The 17,514-nt window shown below is 60.5% G+C and carries 20 protein-coding genes; 11 read left to right on the plus strand and 9 right to left on the minus strand.

Annotated elements, in window-relative coordinates:
* Positions 1 to 459: 459 nt before the first annotated feature.
* Positions 460 to 1,512: a pseudouridine synthase gene (locus HMPREF2896_RS07390; RefSeq protein WP_083311465.1), complete on the minus strand. Its 1,053-nt coding sequence runs from the start codon at positions 1,510 to 1,512 to the stop codon at positions 460 to 462.
* Between HMPREF2896_RS07390 and HMPREF2896_RS12840 the strand changes: the two genes are divergently transcribed.
* From HMPREF2896_RS12840 to HMPREF2896_RS07405, 4 genes are all read left to right on the plus strand, one after another.
* Complete coding sequence (locus HMPREF2896_RS12840) at positions 1,448 to 1,588, plus strand: hypothetical protein (RefSeq protein WP_168160887.1); 141 nt, start codon at positions 1,448 to 1,450, stop codon at positions 1,586 to 1,588. The genes HMPREF2896_RS07390 and HMPREF2896_RS12840 overlap by 65 nt on opposite strands.
* A 46-nt stretch (positions 1,589 to 1,634) precedes the next feature.
* Positions 1,635 to 2,531, plus strand: coding sequence for a universal stress protein (locus tag HMPREF2896_RS07395; RefSeq protein WP_070443215.1), 897 nt, complete (start codon positions 1,635 to 1,637; stop codon positions 2,529 to 2,531).
* 139 nt (positions 2,532 to 2,670) lie between these two features.
* Positions 2,671 to 2,931 (plus strand): GlsB/YeaQ/YmgE family stress response membrane protein, encoded by a 261-nt coding sequence (locus HMPREF2896_RS07400; protein WP_070443217.1) that lies wholly within the window; start codon positions 2,671 to 2,673, stop codon positions 2,929 to 2,931.
* A 68-nt stretch (positions 2,932 to 2,999) separates the two neighbouring features.
* Positions 3,000 to 3,608 carry a TetR/AcrR family transcriptional regulator gene (locus HMPREF2896_RS07405; protein WP_070443219.1) on the plus strand — a complete coding sequence of 203 codons (609 nt, stop codon included), beginning with the start codon at positions 3,000 to 3,002 and terminating at the stop codon, positions 3,606 to 3,608.
* Here the strand turns inward: HMPREF2896_RS07405 and yidC are convergent.
* A complete protein-coding gene (gene yidC / locus HMPREF2896_RS07410) occupies positions 3,565 to 4,551 on the minus strand; it encodes a membrane protein insertase YidC (protein WP_070718814.1) in 987 nt (328 codons plus the stop codon). The genes HMPREF2896_RS07405 and yidC overlap by 44 nt on opposite strands.
* Before the next feature lie 65 nt (positions 4,552 to 4,616).
* Here yidC and HMPREF2896_RS07415 point away from each other — a divergent pair, with 65 nt between their 5' ends.
* Together HMPREF2896_RS07415 and HMPREF2896_RS12845 are read left to right on the plus strand one after the other, a co-directional pair.
* Positions 4,617 to 5,375 (plus strand): class E sortase, encoded by a 759-nt coding sequence (locus tag HMPREF2896_RS07415; RefSeq protein ID WP_070718816.1) that lies wholly within the window; start codon positions 4,617 to 4,619, stop codon positions 5,373 to 5,375.
* Positions 5,375 to 5,527, plus strand: a complete 153-nt coding sequence (locus tag HMPREF2896_RS12845) for a hypothetical protein (protein WP_010188461.1) — start codon at positions 5,375 to 5,377, stop codon at positions 5,525 to 5,527. The genes HMPREF2896_RS07415 and HMPREF2896_RS12845 overlap by 1 nt, the downstream gene beginning before the upstream one ends.
* A 20-nt stretch (positions 5,528 to 5,547) precedes the next feature.
* Here HMPREF2896_RS12845 and HMPREF2896_RS07420 read toward each other — a convergent pair whose 3' ends face one another.
* Positions 5,548 to 6,102 (minus strand): DUF2020 domain-containing protein, encoded by a 555-nt coding sequence (locus HMPREF2896_RS07420; protein WP_070718818.1) that lies wholly within the window; start codon positions 6,100 to 6,102, stop codon positions 5,548 to 5,550.
* On the opposite strand from HMPREF2896_RS07420, the gene HMPREF2896_RS07425 reads away from it, so the two are divergent.
* Both HMPREF2896_RS07425 and HMPREF2896_RS07430 read left to right on the plus strand, forming a co-directional pair.
* Positions 6,101 to 7,273, plus strand: coding sequence for a sensor histidine kinase (locus tag HMPREF2896_RS07425; RefSeq protein WP_070718820.1), 1,173 nt, complete (start codon positions 6,101 to 6,103; stop codon positions 7,271 to 7,273). The genes HMPREF2896_RS07420 and HMPREF2896_RS07425 overlap by 2 nt on opposite strands.
* Before the next feature lie 36 nt (positions 7,274 to 7,309).
* On the plus strand, positions 7,310 to 7,948 hold the full coding sequence (locus HMPREF2896_RS07430) for a LuxR C-terminal-related transcriptional regulator (protein WP_010188464.1): 639 nt from the start codon (positions 7,310 to 7,312) through the stop codon (positions 7,946 to 7,948).
* Here the strand turns inward: HMPREF2896_RS07430 and HMPREF2896_RS07435 are convergent.
* Both HMPREF2896_RS07435 and HMPREF2896_RS07440 read right to left on the minus strand, forming a co-directional pair.
* Entirely contained in the window at positions 7,945 to 8,262 is a 318-nt protein-coding gene (locus HMPREF2896_RS07435; RefSeq protein WP_070644472.1) for a histone-like nucleoid-structuring protein Lsr2, read from the minus strand. The two genes, HMPREF2896_RS07430 and HMPREF2896_RS07435, sit on opposite strands and share 4 nt — an antisense overlap.
* Before the next feature lie 102 nt (positions 8,263 to 8,364).
* Positions 8,365 to 8,997, minus strand: a complete 633-nt coding sequence (locus tag HMPREF2896_RS07440) for a DUF6474 family protein (RefSeq protein WP_070443229.1) — start codon at positions 8,995 to 8,997, stop codon at positions 8,365 to 8,367.
* A gap of 76 nt (positions 8,998 to 9,073) precedes the next feature.
* On the opposite strand from HMPREF2896_RS07440, the gene HMPREF2896_RS07445 reads away from it, so the two are divergent.
* Entirely contained in the window at positions 9,074 to 10,510 is a 1,437-nt protein-coding gene (locus HMPREF2896_RS07445) for a TM0106 family RecB-like putative nuclease (RefSeq protein WP_210388756.1), read from the plus strand.
* Between the two features lie 124 nt (positions 10,511 to 10,634).
* Here the strand turns inward: HMPREF2896_RS07445 and HMPREF2896_RS07450 are convergent, their stop codons facing one another.
* The gene (locus tag HMPREF2896_RS07450) at positions 10,635 to 11,927 is read right to left on the minus strand and encodes a copper oxidase (RefSeq protein ID WP_070718823.1); all 1,293 of its coding nucleotides are present in this window, start codon (positions 11,925 to 11,927) and stop codon (positions 10,635 to 10,637) included.
* A gap of 11 nt (positions 11,928 to 11,938) precedes the next feature.
* Positions 11,939 to 13,090, minus strand: a complete 1,152-nt coding sequence (locus HMPREF2896_RS07455) for an MFS transporter (protein ID WP_070718825.1) — start codon at positions 13,088 to 13,090, stop codon at positions 11,939 to 11,941.
* Between the two features lie 70 nt (positions 13,091 to 13,160).
* On the opposite strand from HMPREF2896_RS07455, the gene HMPREF2896_RS07460 reads away from it, so the two are divergent.
* Complete coding sequence (locus tag HMPREF2896_RS07460) at positions 13,161 to 14,033, plus strand: LysR substrate-binding domain-containing protein (RefSeq protein WP_070644475.1); 873 nt, start codon at positions 13,161 to 13,163, stop codon at positions 14,031 to 14,033.
* 316 nt (positions 14,034 to 14,349) lie between these two features.
* Here HMPREF2896_RS07460 and HMPREF2896_RS07465 read toward each other — a convergent pair whose 3' ends face one another.
* Complete coding sequence (locus HMPREF2896_RS07465; RefSeq protein WP_046647628.1) at positions 14,350 to 14,952, minus strand: superoxide dismutase; 603 nt, start codon at positions 14,950 to 14,952, stop codon at positions 14,350 to 14,352.
* Between the two features lie 163 nt (positions 14,953 to 15,115).
* On the opposite strand from HMPREF2896_RS07465, the gene msrA reads away from it, so the two are divergent.
* Positions 15,116 to 15,766 (plus strand): peptide-methionine (S)-S-oxide reductase MsrA, encoded by a 651-nt coding sequence (gene msrA, locus HMPREF2896_RS07470; RefSeq protein ID WP_070718828.1) that lies wholly within the window; start codon positions 15,116 to 15,118, stop codon positions 15,764 to 15,766.
* A 24-nt stretch (positions 15,767 to 15,790) separates the two neighbouring features.
* On the opposite strand, the gene HMPREF2896_RS07475 is transcribed toward msrA, so the two are convergent.
* A partial coding sequence (locus HMPREF2896_RS07475) for an alpha/beta-hydrolase family protein (RefSeq protein WP_070718832.1) occupies positions 15,791 to 17,514 on the minus strand: 1,724 nt, incomplete at its 5' end.

Here is a 17,514-nt window from a genome sequence, read left to right on the forward strand (position 1 = left end):
CACCAAACAAAACAAACAACTCAATACAACCCTTCAGGGCCCTAGACAACACCCACTGTCTAGGGCCCTAAAGGCGTTTTCCAACCCTCATAAAACCCAGCCGCACCAACTGTAGCTACCGGCCAGAGGATTCTAAAACTACAGACCCGAAAGTACAGACCCGCTAGTCGCAACCAAACACAGGCCCGGGCCTGCTGATCAGTCACGCTGCAGGTATGTACTTCCACGTCTGCACTTATAAAACACGCAACAACCAAGCCCAAGTAGCCAAGCACAGGCCCGGGCTCTTCCACCAAAACCCCGCCGAAAGCGGCCGAGCCGTCCTCAACAACAACGCTTACCCTGCCATCTAAGACACAACCCCACAACCCCGAAGTTGAGAACATCAAGCACCAAACTGCTTTCCAGGGTTCAGGCCATAGCCACTGCTCAGAGGCGATGTTATTTTCGTTTATCTATTTATGGATTCAATAGATGATAGGTCTGTAATGGTAATTGTGATGAGAATTCACGGTCGGCACCAGTTAAGGGGTCAACAAATGAAATGTGCGTTGCCGTCAAATGCATTGGTATCCGCATGTCTTCGGCCTCGGCAGGGTAAATGACCGGGTATATGGGGTCGCCAATAATGGGTGCTCCGGCTTGGAGCATATGGAGCCGTAATTGATGAGTCTTCCCGGTCTGTGGTTTGAGTGTGTACTTCGCTAGCTCAGGTAGTGCTCCGTGGATAGCTTCGTACGGGGCCTTATCTACTGGCTCCACGCCGGCGACTTCGGTGATGGCGTTGACTTCACCTTCGACGATGCGTCCTTGTAGTTCCCCCGGGGTCTTCTCCATGCGGGAGCGCCAGACGGTGCCGGGGGAGACGTCGGCAAGCGGCGCGATGGCTGCGTAGGTCTTGGTGACGCGGCGCTCGGCAAACAGCGTTTGGTAGGCGCCCCGTATGGAGCGGTCCTTGGTAAAGACGAGGATGCCGGAAGTGAGACGGTCGAGGCGGTGCGCGGGGGATAACTCGTTGTTTCCGGTTTTCCGACGCAGGCGCACGGTGGCAGTCTCCGTGATGTGGCGGGCGCGGGGCATGGTGGCCATGAAGGGCGGCTTGTCTACGACCAAAAGGCGTTCGTCTTCAAAGAGAATCGGTATTTCGTATGGGACGGGCGTTTCTGGTGCCGGCATGCGGTAGAAATACACCACGGCGTTGGAAGCCAGGATGCTGTCGGGGCGTAGGGGTGAAGCGTCTTGGCGTACAACTTCGTTGGCATCGAAGCGTGCCTGTAGCGCGGCCTCGTTGTCTTCGGGGTGCCGGTGGCGCTGCGTGGTGATGAGGTTGTGTACGAAATCCCACGCAGTGATTGGCCCGTCGGATACGCGAGCGTGAGTGGGGTTTAGTCCATCGCGGATAGGAAGTGGTGTTGCGCCACGCCTTTTTTGCGATATTCTTTGTCCCATGGATTTCAACTCTATTCTCGCACCCGTCATCGATTTCTTCTCTAATGGTATCGGTGCCGTCATTCGTGACATTGTCGTGGCCGCCTACAACATTCTCTTCCCTGCCAACGCAGATGCTGCGACCACCCCACAGGTCTAATAATAGGTATTAGACTGGAAGTGTAAGCACTTCGAAAGGAAAGGTCATGGCAAAGGAAGACATTGTCGTCGTAGCCGTCGATGGTTCGGAAGCGTCGAAGAACGCCGTCCGCTGGGCTGCCAACACTGCGGTGAAGCGGGGTATCCCACTGCGTATCGCATCGAGTTATACGATGCCGCAGTTCCTCTACGCCGAAGGCATGGTCCCGCCGAAGGAGCTTTTCGATGACCTCCAGGCGGAAACCTTGCAAAAGATTGAGGAGGCCCGCGCCGAGGCCCACAAGGTTGCCCCGGATCTGAAGATTGGCCACACCGTGGCTGAAGGTTCCCCGATCGATATGCTGTTGGAGATGTCTAAGGACGTCACCATGATTGTGATGGGCTCCCGCGGCATGGGCGGTCTTTCCGGAATGGTCATGGGTTCGGTTTCTGCCTCCGTGGTCTCCCATGCCTCCTGCCCGGTGGTCGTAGTCCGTGAGGATAACCACGTCACTGAGTCCACCAAGTACGGTCCTGTCGTCATCGGTGTCGATGGCTCCGAGGTCTCCCAGAAGGCAACTGATTACGCCTTCAAGGAAGCGGATGCCCGTGGCGCAGAGCTGATTGCTGTTCACACGTGGATGGATATGCAGGTTCAAGCTTCCCTGGCTGGCCTCTCGGCAGCCCAGGCGGAGTGGGCTGAGGTGGAGAAGGAGCAGGCAGAACTGCTGACCGAGCGCCTTGCAGAGTTCCAAGAGAAGTACCCGGATGTACAGGTGAAGAAGGTTATCGCTCGTGACCGTCCTGTCCGTGCGCTGACGGAAGCTTCCGAAGGCGCTCAGCTGCTCGTCGTGGGTTCCCACGGTCGAGGTGGCTTCAAGGGTATGCTGCTTGGTTCTACCTCCCGCGCGTTGCTGCAGTCCGCTCCCTGCCCGATGATGGTGGTACGTCCGGACTCCGAGTAACCTTCGCATAACTCCGCTATAACGATTCGGGCCCATTTATTGGATAAATGGTGGGCCCGGGTCGTTTTGATGTTTTAACGCGTACGGTGGGAAGTGCGTAAATAAAAGCTATTTACTGTTGAGAGAAGGAGTGAGTGACATGGGACTTGGTCTCGGTTTCTTTGGATCGATTGTTGTTGGCATCATTGCGGGTTGGCTCGCAGAGAAGATTATGAAGCGTGACCAGGGGCTGTTCACCAACCTCATCGTTGGTGTTATCGGCGGCCTCATTGGTGGCGGTTTGCTGGCGCTGTTTAATAAGGATGTCGGCGATAGCTGGTTCCTGATGATTATTACTGCGACCGTCGGTGCTTGCATCCTGCTGTGGATCGTGGGGGCCATTACGGGCCGCAAGAAATAATAATTCGCATACATACCGGTTTGTCTATATTGTATAGATGAACCGGTTTTGTCATGTGAGGAGAAGAAATGGCCGAAAAGAAGTCGCGCCGTAATCGTCCGAGCCCGCGTAGCCGACTACTCGAATCCGCCACGCGGCTCTTTACCACCGAAGGTATCCGCGTCATCGGAATTGACCGCATCTTGCGCGAGGCAGATGTGGCAAAGGCTTCGCTCTATTCTCTTTTCGGCTCCAAGGATGCCCTCGTTATCGCCTATGTCGAGGCCCTCGATGAGGAATACCGCGCAGATTGGCAAAAGCGCACCGAAGATGCCACTGACCCGGAGAACAAGATCCTGGCTTTCTTCGACAAGGCCATCGAAGAGCAGCCAGCCATGGAGTTTCGCGGCTCGCACTTCCTTAACGCAGCTGGCGAATACCCACGCCCAGAGACAGACGCCGAGCGGGGCATCGTGGCCGCCTGCGTGGAGCACCGAACGTGGATTCATTCCACCATCACGGCACTCCTTAACGCCAAGAATGGCTATCCCTCAGAGGAGCAGGCGAGCCAGATTCTTATCTTCCTTGATGGTGGTCTCGCCGGCGCCCGCCTGACCCGTGACGTCGCCCCGCTCGTCACCGCGAAGCAGTTGGCTATTCAGCTTCTGTCGGCGCCTCCGGCCGATTATTCGATTTAAGAATTTTGCGTGCCTCCGCCACAATCGCAGAGTGGCGTTTGCGGGCAGCAGCCAACTCCTCCTTGTACGCAGGGTTGTCCTTGAGGCGCTGTTTGGCGGCTTTCTTCTCTTTCTTCTTTTCCTTAGCCCGCCAGCGTCGAATGCTCTCCCGCCGCTGTTCGTGGACAGCTTCCGGTAAGGGATAGCGCTTGTGCAGGATGAATTCGTACGCCAAAGTCTGTAGCAAGGTGAAGAGATAGGAGCAGCCCCAGTAGAAAATGATGGTCACGGGGATGGGACCGTTCCACGCTACCGCCCACAGCATCCAGGGAATGAGAAAGACCGTGAGCGCCATGAACCACAACAAGCGGCGCGGAATCTTCTGATCGAAAAGAGTGGTGAGGTAGCCGCGGTAGAGCGTGATAAGGGTGTTCAGCGAGGTGAACGCGAGTGCCGCCACGAGCATCGGCAGGATCAAGTCGTGATGCTCGTGGGCGAAGTCGGTGAGGGGGACGCCGAAGACGGTGGAGGCGCGGAAGGAGGAGACGTCGTCAAGCGTGAGCATTCCCACCGGTTCATTCGCCGAGCCCGAGACTCTAAGGACCACCTGGTAGAGACCGATGAAGGCTGGGAAGATGAGGAAAACCGGGAAACAACCCACCATGGGGTTGTGCTGGAAGCGTTCCTTAAGATCGCGCTGCTTGGTCAGGATAGTGACGGCATCATCGACAGAATCGGCCTGCTTGAGTCGTTCGTTGAGCTCGGTCATCTCCGGGCGCATGAGTGCGCCGATGCGGCCCTGCTTCACGGAAAGCCAATTCAGCGGAGCGATGATTCCCCGGACTGTGAGTACCAGGAAGACGATGGTGAGGATCCACGCCATCGAACCGTCCAGGAAAGAAGCAAATAGCAGGTGCCAGAGTTTCATGATTCCGGAGACCGGGTACATGAAGATGCTGATCATCGCCTACTCCTCTTCCTGCAGGGTGGTGGGGCACTTACACGTTACAGGGAGTCTAAGATGCTGGTATGCCTTACCCCACTGCACGCACTCGACCGACCGTAGGTACCGTCATCGGTGAGCTCATGCTGACGGCCGGCGTGCTGCTGCTGCTTTTCGCTTTCTATGAGTCCTATTGGACCAACATCAAGTCTGGCCAGATGCAGAACCAAGCCAATGAGACGCTGCAGGAAGAATGGCACAACCCGCGAGGAGGGGGCCACGCCCCGAAACTTGGTGAGGCCTTTGCGCGCCTCTACATACCGGCCTTTGGATCGGATTTCGCTTTCGCGGTTCTGGAAGGCACCAACGAGGATGATCTGTTGCGCGGACCAGGGCGCTACACGGAGACACAGATGCCCGGTGAGCCGGGAAATTTTGCCGTCGCCGGGCACCGCGTGGGCAAGGGCGCTCCCTTTAATGATCTGGGAAACCTGGATACCTGTGATGCCATCGTCATCGAAACCGAAACGGAGTGGATCACCTACCGTGTTTTGCCCATTGATGGTGTCCCGGGCGGCTGTTTCAGCCCAGAGCAGCAAGCCAAACCGGAGTACCATTCGGTGCAGGGCCGCCATATCACGCTGCCGGGCGATGTCAGTGTGCTCCACCCCGTCCCCGGTGCGGAGGGGGTTGAGCCCAGCGAATCCCTACTCACCCTCACCACGTGCCACCCGCAGTTTTCCAATGCGGAGCGCATGATCATTCACGCGATGGAGACTGACCGGGAGGCCAAAGCGCCCGGCACGGATGACAATGACCGCCCTGCCGTCTTGGAGGAGAACTAATGTATCGCGCACTCTGGAACTTGTTGCCCGGCCCCACCGCGGTGAAGGCGGTGCTGGCGCTGGCGCTGGCTGTGGGTGTTTTCTTCCTGCTCATGGAGGTTATTTTCCCTTGGGTGGCAGCGCAGATGCCCTATAACGACGTCGCCGTTTAGGCTTTTACACGCTTAGGTCTTTATAGACCTAAGCTCTTGATGGCTTCCTGGGCTATGAGCTGGGGCTTGAGGGTCTGCAGCTGGTTCGACCACACCACCACGGCGTGGTTGTCCTTCTGCACGGCAAAGACCGTGTGGTCCTCAAAGACGCCGCGCCCACCTGACCAGCCATCGAATTCGGCCAGCTCCGTGTCCTCTACCGGTGCGGCCCAATCCACGACGGCCCGGGCCTCCTCCACGCTGGGCATCTGCCGAACCAGGACGGTGGCCTGTGGATCCTCGGGGTAGGACCAGAACACGCAGGCGGGGGTGCTAAAGCGCTTGTCGACGCCCCACCGGGTCATCCTCTGCCCGTTGGTATCGGCCACCCATTGGGTATCCAGATAGGGGCAGTCTTCCCAGTCGCTGACTTCAGCCGTGGCGTCGATAGGTAGGCCATCGCCTGCGTCGGTGTGTGGCACCGAACTTACGACTGGGGTGCTGGGCGTGGGGTTGGATGCATCCGAGCATCCCGCGACGGCGAAGCCGATGCCGATCAGGCAGGCAGTAAGCGAGGGAAGTAGGCTGTGGCGCATGACGTCCACACTAGACCAGCGCTCGGTTGAATCGGATGCCCTGCGCAACGGTATCCACGTCCTGACAGCGACGCTGCTGGTGGTGGCAATTTTTACCACGGTACGCCTTCCTCTGTGGCAAGGTGTGTTGAACCTTTTGCTCTTGGTGTCCTTTGCCGTGGTGTACTTCGGGGGCTCCGCCTACTTAGAGACCCTGCCGCGCATCGCGCGTTATGGCTGGATAGTCATTCTCACGGTGTTGTGGCTAGCGGATATGGCGGTGGCGCCCGCGGCCATCTACCTGGTGTTTTCCCTGTACTTTGTGTACCTCTACGTACTGGAGATGATCCCCGGCATCATCTGCGTTATCGCGGCCACGGTGATGACCGTGCTGGTGCAGATACCGGGTGGGTTGTCCTTCGGCGGCATCATGGGCCCCGCGGTATCGGCCCTGGTGACAATCGCGATTACCTACGCCTTCCGCGCGCTGAGCCGTATGAACCAGGAATTGGTGAAGACCCGTTCGCAACTTGTAGAGTCTGAGCGCACGGCAGGCATGACGGCTGAGCGCCAGCGCATCGCCCACGAGATCCACGACACCCTGGCGCAGGGCCTGTCCTCCATCCAGATGCTGCTGCATGCCGCTGACCGAGACCTCGACCAAGAGAATATCCCCAAAGCACAAGAGCGCATTGAGCTCGCGCGGCGCACCGCAGCGGATAACCTCCATGAAGCGCGCGCCATGATTGCGGCACTTCAGCCGGCGGCACTCTCGGAAACTTCCCTGGGAGCTGCCATGACGCGGATGGCGGATAATTTCGCGGCAACCGGTGGGGTCGACGTGTCTGTGGACGTTGAGGGCGATACGCAGCAGTTGCCCATGAAGGTGGAAGCAGCGTTGTTGCGGATCGCGCAGGGGGCGATGGGGAACGTCGTCAAGCACGCTCACGCCAGCAAGGCGCGGGTCACCGTGACCTATGCGCCGGATGAGGTGCGCGTGGACGTCGTGGACAATGGAGAGGGCTTTGATGTCGCGGCGGTGGAGAATAAGCCGGCGGGTTTGGGCCATATTGGTCTATCGGCGATGCGCAGGCGCGCAGAGGAGCTCGGCGGAGAAGTCGTGATTGAATCCACGCCAGGCAGCGGCACGGCGGTCTCAGTTAGTGTGCCCTTAGATAACGATGTAGATTAGGAAATTGTCCACACTGTACCAATGAGGAGGAAGCCCGTGATTAGGGTCTTGCTTGCCGACGACCACGAGATCGTACGCCTAGGTCTACGCTCGGTGCTCGAGGGAGCAGAGGATATCGAGGTCGTGGGCGAGGTAGCTACGGCCGAGGCCGCTGTTTCCGCGGCACAGGCGGGTGGCATCGACGTCCTCCTCATGGATCTGCGTTTCGGCGCGGGCATCGAAGGCACCCGCGTCATGGGCGGCGCGGAAGCAACCGCTGCTATCCGCTACTCCATGGAGAATCCCCCCAAGGTGCTCGTGGTGACCAACTATGACACCGATGCGGATATCCTCGGAGCCATCGAGGCCGGAGCGGTGGGCTACCTGCTGAAGGATGCGCCACCGGTGGAGTTGCTCGCGGCGGTACGTTCGGCGGCCGAAGGAGATTCGGCACTCTCGCCCGTGGTGGCCGATAAACTGATGACCCGCGTGCGTACCCCGCGCACCTCCCTTACCCCGCGCGAGCTTGAAGTATTGAAGCTGGTGGCGGCGGGTTCCTCCAACCGTGAGATCGGTGTGGAACTGATGCTGTCAGAGGCGACGGTGAAGTCTCACCTAGTTCACATCTACGACAAACTAGGCGTGCGCTCCCGCACCTCCGCCGTGGCTGCTGCCCGCGAGCAGGGCGTTCTTTAAAGATTGTTGGCGTTGCGGTACGCCAAAATCACCTCGTTGGGGATCTTGCCGCGCTCAGCTACCTGGTAGCCGTGCTTGGCGGCCCACGCGCGGACATCGGCTGGCTTATAGCGGCGGGTGTCCTTTTTAACGGGGTGGCGGGCCGCCTTGATGAAGGGGTCCAGCGCAGCGTGGAATTTGTCGGCGTTTTCTTGGGATACGTCGAGAAGATAGTCCTTACCGTCAACGCTGAAGCGGATGACGATCAGTTCTTCCTCACTGAGGGGCTTGTTATCGATATCATCAAAAAACTGAGTGATTTCGCGGCGGGCCATGAATCTCCATTCCGGCTGAACGATGTGGATACGCGACGAGTGTCCTCCCCGCTTGGGGGAGGGTAGTGCGGCTTGAAGGGTAGACGTCTGCGCGCTGAGAGGCTAAGCGCCCAGCTTGGCCTGGATTTCGTCGTTCAGTGAGTCAATCTCGCCGGAAATAGAGCGGTGCGCGCGCTGACGCTGCTGATCAGTCATGTACTCGGCATTGTCAATCGCGGAGTCAAGCTCGTTGAGGCGCTCCTTGACGTCGCGCTTGAAACCAGCGGGAAGCTGCGCGTCCTTGAGAGAGTTGCGGATACCCGCGGTGCGGGCCTTGAGCGGCGCGCCGTGGCCGGAGAAGGACGCCAGCTGTTCGGCGCTGACACCGGCTTTCTGCGCGCGCTTCTTTTCCACCTCGCGCTGGGCGGCAGTGATGCCGCGGTAGATCAAGGGCAAAAGAAGCGGTGCTGCGGTGCGCAGGGCACCGGCATAGCGCTTGACATTGTCCTTATTAAAACGGCCCTGCTTGATGCGTTCGAGTTCTTTCTTGGCCATTTTGTACTCGTGTTGGCGGCGCTTCTTTAAGCCCTTTTCCTCAGACTTAATAAGTGCCTTTTCTTGCTTGGCCAGCAGCTTCTGCTGGCGGTGCTTGGCCTTATCTGCAGCCTTGACCTCTGCCTTTGCGCGGGTCTTAGCGGCCTTGATCTCAGCGCGGGCCTCACGGCGGGCCTTGCGGATTTTCTTCATAATGCCCATTGAAACGTCCTTTTATTAATCTATCTTTAGGGTCTCGCTACAACTCTAGCAAGGTGGTCTACTAAGCTCACCTGCTGTGAAGGATGTGCTCGTTGCCACGGATCTTGTGGGCTGCCGTTATCGCTTAGTGCAGCGCCGCGCGCATCCCGAGATCCCACGCACCGCGGTGAGCCAAGCCCGCGCGGAGCGCCACGCGGCCGCCATCGATGCTGCGCTCAGCCGCCTTCCCAAGAAGGGGCCGGGGCGTTTCCGCCGGATTGACCTGGAGGGGGATGATTTCGAGCGAGCGCTTGCCACACTGGAAGCACTTGTTCACGGCTATACGCACATTACGAACGCTGTGTTTTCTACTTCCGAGTGGATGGTGCGCGTGGAGCTCCTAGTGCGGGATGGGGATAAATACAGTCCTGTCATCGTTTCTGATCACCGCGTGGCCCGCCCGCACGAGAGCTCGCGTACGCTGGTTGTGCCTACCCATCGTTTGGGGTTGAGTGAGCCGCTACCGGCAAAGTACAAGATTCGGCACCATGCCGTCGATGGCTACCGGTTGGCCTTGGCCGCGCGGGGCTTGGAAGAAGTAGGCCTGAATTCCGGCAGGGGCGCTGCGATTGGCCAGGATCGCAGCCAAGCTTTTGTTACGGATACCTCGCGTTTTGCCATCGATGAGGCGTTGGCGCAGCCACTACCAGCGGGCCCACGCCGCGTTAAAGAGTGCGCCTCCTGCCGCTTTTGGCCTTTGTGCCGGGAGGAGCTGGAAGCCCGCGATGACATCTCGCTCTTTCTGCCGGGCGACCGCGCGAAGCCCTATCGTGAGCGCGGTATCACGACAGTGCAAGGGCTTATTGATGCCTCCCTCGGCACCCCTTCCGCCCTTGCCGCTGCCTGGCGTGAAGGCGTCCCACTGTTGCGCCGTGACCGGGTCAGCGTTCCCCGCGCGGATGTCGAGGTTGATGTGGATATGGAGGCCTACCTAGATCAGGGAGCCTACCTGTGGGGTGCGCTTCTGGACGGTGAATACCATTCCTTCGTGACGTGGGAACTGCTCGGTGGCCGCGCGGAAGCGGAGAATTTCGCTGAGTTCTGGGACTGGCTCATGCGGGTGCGCGCTGAGGCACATGAGGCAGGAAAGACCTTCGCAGCCTACTGCTACTCCGCCCATGGTGAGAACCATTGGATGCGCAGATCCGCCCAACGTTTTTCTAAGCCCAGTCTCCAGGAGGTGGAAGAGTTCATCTCCTCGGAAGAATGGGTGGATATGTTCGCCCACGTCAAGCGCAGTTTCGCTGGCACTGCGGGGCTGGGCCTGAAGACCGTGGCCCCCGTTGCGGGTTTCGAATGGCCGGAAGAGTTTGATGGTGAGGAATCCGTCAATGCCCGCCGCGCCGCCGTTGCCGGGGATGCCGCCGCGCGGGCGCAGATTCTGCGCTACAACGCGGGCGATGTGAGCGCTACCCACGCCGTCCGCGAGTGGATGACCGATGGCGCGCCGGGAGTGTCCCCCCTCGAGCCCTAGCTTCTCTCTGCCTTCCTGTGTGCAAGGCCCCAGACTTGAAACCCGCAACCTGCAGGTGGGCGTCGCCAAGCGCTTGCCGACGCCCACCGCTCACCAGGAGGTTGCGGGATCGAGGTCTGGGGATCTACAGGATGAGGCTGAGTCCGCCGAGGATGATGAGTACTGCAAGGGCCACCCACGCCTGGTCCCAGTCTGTGGTGGTCGTCGGGGCTGGGCCCTCGGCCCTCTTGAGCAGCACGGCTTTCTGGGCCTTGACCGCGCGGGCGGTGAGGATGGGGAAGCTGGCCATGGAGCCGAGGCAGAGCAGCGAGGCGGCAACCATGATGAGGGAATTAGAGGTGGCCAGCCACAGGGCGAGTCCGCCGTTGACGAACGCAGAGCGCCCGAGCCCCCAGCGGTTATACTCGCGCAGGCCAGCCCGCACCGCTGAGGGGCCGCCGCCCATAGTGGTCGGCAGCATATAGCCCATGACGCCGATGAGCAGTTGGGCGCCAAAGCCCACGACGAGCGCGAGCATAGGAATCTTTGGCTCGCTGGAGAAGAAGTGCTGGGTGGTGTAATAGATCAGACCGCCGAGCAGCCAGAAAGAGGAAAAGAGCACGGAAAGTGCCGGGAAGCTAATGCGTCCACGCGGATTACGCACCACGGTGAGGACGTTGACGAGCCAGCCCTGCAGGCTGAGCGCCCAGCCCACGCAGTAGAGGATGAGGCCTACCTGCGGAACATTCCAGATGCTGCCCACCAGAGTAGCTAGCACGCCTAGGCCCAGCAGGGTGAAGCTTAAGCTCATGCGCGGATTGATTCCCTTGGTGCGCCAGATGGAGGGGAACAAGATGGTCAGTGAGCCGGCTGCCGCAAGGCCCACGAAGCCGCCAATATTGGCGGCCACGTGGGCGATGAGTAGGCGCGGATGGGAGGGATGCGTCGCGAGGAAAGCGCCCAGGGTGGCGCCCACGGCAAGAAAGAAGGCGGAGGCCACATAAGCAGCAACGACAGGGCGGAATCGTTTGGATTCCGCGCGGCGCCATAAGGCAAAGAGGGCCGCGCCGTGCCAAGCCACGGCAGTCGCAACGAGTGTGGCACCCACCTGCGTAAGTAGCCAGTGCCGTTCCCAGGCTTCGACGAGCATCTGACCTACGAGGGTGAAAACGACGCCTGAGTTCAGCAGATAAATGCGTGCGAGCTGCCGGGGGCGGGCAGAAAGAGGTACTTTGAGCTGCACGAACTTCTCGGTGAGATGTTGGGACCACACCACGATGCTGTTGCTGAGGATGCCGAGCGTGAAGAGGTGGATGAGGACCCAGCGGTAATTCGGAATAAAGGTATGGGTCGCGCCCGCGATGAGGAAGACCATCATCCACAGACTGACTGGGCGCGATGCCTTCCGGTGCCATGTACGCGGTGACCACTTATCCATAAAACACGATTTTATCCGGTTTTTCTCACGGCCCAACTCAGCGCCGCGATACCCGCTGCGAGGGCTGCGTAGACGGTGATGAAGCCGATCCACGACAGGGAGTCAAAGAGCACGCCGGCCAGCGCGCCCAGGATAGAACTGCCCAGGTAGTAGAAGAAGACATAGAGGCTGGAGGCCTCCGCGCGGTCGTGGGTGGCAATGTGTCCGACCCAGCCCGACGCGGTGGAGTGTGCGGCGAAAAAGCCGATGGTAAATAACACGATGCCCAGCAGGGTGGGGATCAGCGAACCCATGCACAGTGCGATGCCCACGGCAAAGAGCGTGCAGGAGAGCAGAAGCGTGTTCGCGTGGCCCACTTGGGTCACCAGCCGGCCTGCGCGCGCCGAGGACCAGGTTCCGGTGAGGTAGAAGAGGAAGACCAAGCCAGCCAAGCCCGGCGAGAGGTGGAAGTGGTCGATGAGCCGAAAAGCCAAGAAGTTATAGAGGGACACGAAGGTGCCCATCGCCACGAAGGCCACGATGAACAAGGGAATCAGGCGGGTGTCCCGGGCGTGGCGGAAGATGGCGCGCAGCTCCGAGCGGAAGTGGATCTCCTTCGGGGTGAAATTCTGTTGGTAGGGCAGCAAGATCGCCGCGATGATGGCCAGGATGAGCGTGACCAGGCTAGAGCCCGCCAGGGCCCAGCGCCAGGACGTGAGCTCGAGCAGCCCAGTCGGGATGAGACGGCCGGTCAGTCCGCCAATGGTGGTGCCGGCGATGTACAAACCCATGGCACGGGCAACGTAGGAACTTTCTAGCTCCTCCGAAATCCAGGCCATGGCGGTAGCAGGTGCGCCGGCGATGACGGCTCCCTGGAGCGCGCGGGTGGCGATGAGGATCTCCGGATTGGGTGCTAGCGGAACAAGCATGCCGATGAGCGTGGCCGCGATGGTGGACACAAGCAGCAGTTTTCCGCGTCCGATGCGCTCGGAGATGATGGACACGGGGATCACGCAGATGGCCAGGGCACCCGTGGCCGCGGAGATGGTCATGGCGGCTTCCGTGGGGGACATGCCCATGTCCTCCACCAAGGTGGGCAGCATGGCTTGGGTGGGGTAGAGGCAAGAAAAAATTGCCAGGCCCACGAAGAGCATGGCAATGGTGGCGCGCCGCGTTCTGGTCATGCACCAAGCATGGCCTAGCGCGGGTTATGTGTAAAATGTCTAAAAGTTACATAAAGCATGCGAGGTGTGCATGAATCTGGAGGATGTGCGCGGCGTCGTCGCCGTGGCCGACCATGGCCTCGTCGGCGCGGCTGCCGACGCTCTCGGGCTCTCCCAATCCGCGCTGACCCGCCGCGTGCAGCGCATCGAAGCCGAAGTGGGGGCCAGCCTGTTTGAGCGCAGCGGCCGGCGTCTGCGGCTCAATGCGCGCGGCCGGGCCTTCGTGGAACACGCGCGGCGGATGCTTTTGTCGGAAGCCGCTGCGCGCGATGCTGTGTCCCGACTTATGGATCCGGAGCGCGGTACCGTGCGCCTCGATTTCATGCATTCCCTGGGCACGTGGATGGTCCCGGAGCTACTCAAGGCTTATCGCGCTCAACACCCGCACGTGGATATTCGCCTGCACCAGGGGGCGGCCCGGGAGTTGGTGGACAGAGTAGCAGCCGGCGAGTCCGACTTAGCGCTGGTTGGTCCCCGACCTATAAACCCAGGCCCGCTGGGTTGGCACCAGCTCAAGCTGCAACGACTGGGGCTGGCGGTCCCGGAAGGGCATTGGGCGGCAGGAAAAGGCAATGTGCGCATGGAAGATTTTCGCGACGAGCCCTTCATCGGCATGCTGCCGGGTTATGGAACGCGCATGCTTCTGGATTCCCTGGCAGGCGAAGCCGGTTTTAGCCCCCGCCTGGTCTTCGAGTCGATGGAGCTGACCACCGTGGCCGGCCTCGTGGCCGCCGGACTGGGATCAGCGTTGCTGCCGCTTGATGACCCGTACCTGAAAGCCCGCAACCTCATTCCCTTAGAACCGGAGGCCTACCGTGAGCTGGGTTTGGTGTGGCGCGAGGGCGATGATGCCCCGCCGGTGGAGCACTTCAAGGATTTCGTTGTGGCACGCACCGCTGACTAGCTATCGAACGGCAGCGCGGCCGCCAACGCGCGGAGCGTTTCAGGGCTGGAGACCTCGTGTGGCAGCCTGGCACTGGTGCTCCCAGGCGGCAGAGTGTCTTAACAGATAGACCAACTGCCCAACATGACGAAGATCCCTCTCGGATCTGCAATGACGGCGCATAACTTTGGCAGATCGGGCAGTTGTGGTCTGGATATCGGGGTTGGGTGGTCCTCCGCAAAGCCTGTAGAGGGAGTCACAACGCGAAACCGCGCTGAGCCTCAATGAAGAGGACCCAGCGCGGTCAGCTATGTGGCCTTAAATGAGGCCAGAGTGCTTACTTGGTGGCAGCAGCGTAACGCTCAGCAACGTCATCCCAGTTGAAGACGTTCCAGACAGCCTTGACGTAATCAGCTTTTACGTTCTTGTACTGGAGGTAGAAGGCGTGCTCCCACATATCCAGCATCAGCAGCGGGGTGAAGTTCACGGAGATGTTGCCCTGCTGATCAGTCAGCTGCTCAATAATCAGGCGGCCAGCAACATGGTCATAGCCCAGAACTGCCCAACCGGAGCCCTGCAGGCCGGTAGCAACAGCGGAGAAGTGAGCCTTGAACTTCTCGAAGGAACCGAAGTCGCGGTTAATAGCCTCAGCCAGCTCGCCGGTGGGCTCGCCGCCACCGTTCGGGGAGAGGTTCTTCCAGAAGATGGAGTGGTTGGTGTGGCCACCCAGGTTGAAGGCAAGGTTCTTGGACAGAGCGCGGATAGCGTCAGCGTTAGCCTCGCCGTTGCGCTGCTCCTCCAAGGCCTCGAGCGCAGCGTTAGCACCAGCAACGTAGCCAGCGTGGTGTTTGGAGTGGTGCAGCTCCATGATCTCGGCGGAGATGTGCGGCTCTAGAGCATCGTATGCGTAGTCGAGTTCCGGAAGTTCGTAAACAGCCATTTGTTTCATCCTTTCTTTGGGGTACGAGGCCCCATGGTAGGGGCCGGATGAGAATTTGGCCACAATGTTTTTTCTATGGGAGCTGCCGTGAACAAAAACCTGGATTGCAGGCAATGCAGCGGAGTATAAGGGGAGGACAACACTAAGCGAAGGAGAATCCAGCATGTTTCTTTTCAGGCCAGAGCCCACGCTGGTGGCGGCTAAGGACGCCCTTCCCGGGCGCGCGGAGCCCGTCTTAGAGGCCCCACAGCCCCACGCGGTGTTAGACACTCCGATTACCGGCCCGTGGAAAGAGGGGCAGAGGTCCCTCATCATCGCCATCGGCTGTTTCTGGGGCGCGGAGAAGATGTTCTGGGAAACTGAGGGCGTGGAGTCCACGTCCGTGGGCTATGCGGGCGGCACCACGCCGAATCCCACTTATTATGAGGTCTGTCGCGGGCTGACCAACCATGCGGAGGCTGTCCAGATTACGTATGATCCGCAGCGCGTGAGCTTGCGCGACCTCGTGGTCAAGGCCTTGGAAGCCCACGATCCGACCCAGGGATTCCGCCAGGGCAACGACGTGGGCACGCAGTACCGCTCGGCTTTCTACCCCGAGACCGAAGAGGAACGCGCGGAGATCCAGCAGCTTGTGGATTCCTACGCAGGCAAGCTTGCCGACGCCGGCTTCGGCGCCACCACCACCGAAGTCACCCTCCTCAGTGAGACAGACTCGGGAGAGTACTACCTAGCCGAGGACGAACACCAGCAGTACCTGCACAAGGTGCCCAACGGCTACTGCCCGCACCACAGCACCGGCGTGAAGTGCGGCTAGTGAAGTGAGCGCACTGGCCGGCGGCTAGAGCTGTTTGCGCACATGCGTGCGGAAGTCGGAAGGTTTGCTGAGCTGGTCGCGCTCCACAAAGGCCCGCATGCGCTCAGCTAGCTCCGGAGTGAGCTGGGTGCGGGTTTGGGATCCGAGGACGGAATCCCAGTACCAGAAGGTTTCCTCGAAGTAGTTGTGCCCGTGGCCGCCCGGCACGTTGAGCGAGTTGATCTGGTCCAGTGCTACCTGCCAGAAGGTGATGAACGGATGCCAGCGCAGGTTGTTAAAAGTATCTGCGTACAAGGTCTGCGGGGTGGGCTCGTGGATCCAGTTGGGACGAGCATAAATGAGCTTGCTATCCCACCACACGATGGCGTCGGAGGCGTGCTGCCCTACCGCTACCCGCGGGCGCTCCCAGGGGCCATAGGGCTCGCCGAAGGCATCGTGTTCCATGTGGGCGGGGACAGCGGCGAAGCGGAGGTGCCGGCCGCCGTCGATAAGCGGCAAGCGCTCCAAGGAGCCGCGTTCACGGTGCAGGCGGCGCATGAAACTGGTCATCCGGGGCGGCCCAGTGAATACCGCGCCATCGCACGCCGCGAGCAAATCTTCGACCGTCTCATAGTTTTCCACGATGGCATAGCAGCCCAGGGATTCGCCGCTTAAGTACAGCTTGGGGCGGTTGTCCTCGGGCAAGAGCTCGAGGCGGGCGTGAACAGCGGCGATGAGCTCGCGCGCAAAAGTGCGGGAGAGGTTTTTATCCACCAGGTAGGAAAACATGGAGGGAAGATAGTCGAATTGCAAGGCCACGGTGGCGCAATTGCCGCGCGTGAGGAATTCATAGCCACTGACCGAATAATTATTGATCCAGCCTGAGCCGGAGGGCATCTGCAGCACGATGGTGTCGCGGTGGAAGGCCCCCGTGCGGTCCATCTCCGCCACCGCGTGGCGGGCGGCGGCGTGCGGACCACGGCCGCGGATGAGGCCGATGTAAATGCGTATTGGTTCGCGCGCTCGGTCAAAGTGCATGACCTCTTTGATGTCCTGGGCGCGGGGGCCACGGTCGAGAAAAACGCGGCCCTGTGAGCCGACAGCCGTCCACTGCTCGTGGGACCATGGGCTGCCGGAGCGTTCCGGTTCCCACGGCATGACAGATCCCGGATAGACGAGCTTGTTGAGGGCAAGGCCCTGGATAGTGGCTTTGTGGAGCAGCCGGCGCCAGACCATGCGGTCGCTGGCCACGGCCGCGGCGAAGCCCACCGCGCCGCCGGCTAGGGGCCAGGCAATCCACCGGGGCAGCCAACGCTGCACCTGGAGAGAAAGTTGAGTGACGGTAAGCTGAGCCGCCTCCCCTACGATGAGCAAGGCGCCGTAGCCTGCGGTACCCACCATCATTCCTAGTGCGGCGGATTGCGGGCCGCGGTCATTGAGCTTGCCCACGAGGCGGGCCTGCTCTGTTTGGTTGCGCAGGGAGCGTATGCCTGCGATGAAGGTTCCGAGCCCCAGCAAGTAGTAGGAATAGCGCCGAGTGGTGGGGCCGACCCGATCCTGGGGGCGCCGGCCCGCGTGGCGTAGAGCGCGCTTCGCTGCGAAAGCCGCGGTGGTGGCGGCGAGATGTCCCGCGCCTTGGCCGATGGCCACGTTGGCAGCGGTAACCCACCACGGGCGTGGCAATAGCGACGGGGAGACGGCTGCCCAGGTCGCTACTTCGGCGCCGAAGAGCCCGGGCCACATATTTTGCGGCAGGCGCCGCCTGCCGG

It is taken from the genome of Corynebacterium sp. HMSC069E04 (assembly GCF_001813175.1).
Taxonomy (GTDB): Bacteria; Actinomycetota; Actinomycetes; order Mycobacteriales; family Mycobacteriaceae; genus Corynebacterium; species Corynebacterium aurimucosum.